This window comes from Vibrio sp. D173a (assembly GCF_030248475.1).
The window spans coordinates 1-1,094 of sequence record NZ_JAHGAH010000978.1 but is presented as its reverse complement, the minus strand read 5'-3'; the positions used below and the strand labels follow the sequence as shown (position 1 = coordinate 1,094).

2 protein-coding genes are annotated in these 1,094 nt (G+C 43.7%); one reads left to right on the top strand and one right to left on the bottom strand.

The features are described from left to right. A partial coding sequence (locus KIV40_RS30695; RefSeq protein ID WP_285353067.1) for a MarR family winged helix-turn-helix transcriptional regulator occupies positions 1-497 on the top strand: 497 nt, incomplete at its 5' end. A gap of 82 nt (positions 498-579) precedes the next feature. Here KIV40_RS30695 and KIV40_RS30690 read toward each other — a convergent pair. Beyond that, positions 580-1,094 (bottom strand): EAL domain-containing protein (locus KIV40_RS30690; RefSeq protein ID WP_285353066.1); only part of this gene is annotated, 515 nt, incomplete at its 5' end.

Below are 1,094 nucleotides of genomic sequence, written 5' to 3'. Positions count from 1 at the left end.
TGGACAAACATGACGAAATCCTGGTCGCTATTCGCCAAATTATTCGCGCTATCGATTTACACTCGAAGAAGCTGAGTAAAGAGTATGGTTTGACTGGCCCTCAATTGATTTTAATGAGAGCAATCCAAGAGATGGGCAATGTGACGATCAAAGAGTTATCGAATCACACCAATGTGAGTCAGGCAACCACCACTACTATCATCGACCGTCTCGAGCAGAATGGTTATGTGCAGCGTGTGCGCAGTGTATCGGATAGACGTAAGGTTCACGCGAATCTAACCGAAAAAGGTCAAGACCTACTAAACAGTGCGCCATCACCACTTCAAGATAATTTTGTTAATAAATTCCAAAGCTTAGAATCTTGGGAGCAGAGCTTGTTGCTCTCTTCGATGCAGCGTATTTCGTCAATGATGAACGCAGAAGATATTGATGCTGCACCAGTTCTTCAGCTTGAAGGCATCGCCAATACCGTCAAAACGGATGAATCAGCAAAGTAATTCTTTACTGACTTGATAGGCAAATTTATTCAAATAGAAAGACCACGCATTATCGCGTGGTCTTTTTTATTGGGCGCAGGTTTTATGCATTCTGGTACTTGGCGATCAGAGCTAACACGTCATCTTCCGTGACTGGGGTGCCGTAATAGTACCCTTGCAGATAGTTACAGCCTAAACGGGTTAGGAAGGTCTCTTGTTCTTTGGTTTCTACCCCCTCAGCAACTACCTTAAGTGAGTAGTTTTTGGCAAGGCGGTACAGTACGTTGACCATCTCTTGCTTGGAAGGGTTGTTATTGAAGATTTGATCGACGAACGATTTGTCGATCTTCAGAGTATCAAATGGATAGCGAATCAACTGGTTAAAGGAAGTAAAGCCCGTTCCAAAGTCATCTATGGCAAGGTCAAGCCCCAGTTCTTTGAGTTCAAATAGCACGTCCAGTTCGGTGGTTTCATCAGGAACAAATGCTGTTTCAGTAACCTCGAATTCAATGTTTTCAGCAGGCACTCCAGTGCTTATCAGCATACGATTAACATCAGCAGGAAAGCCCGGAGACATTAGTTCTAAGCTAGAGATATTGATGGCAAATTTGAGCTCGC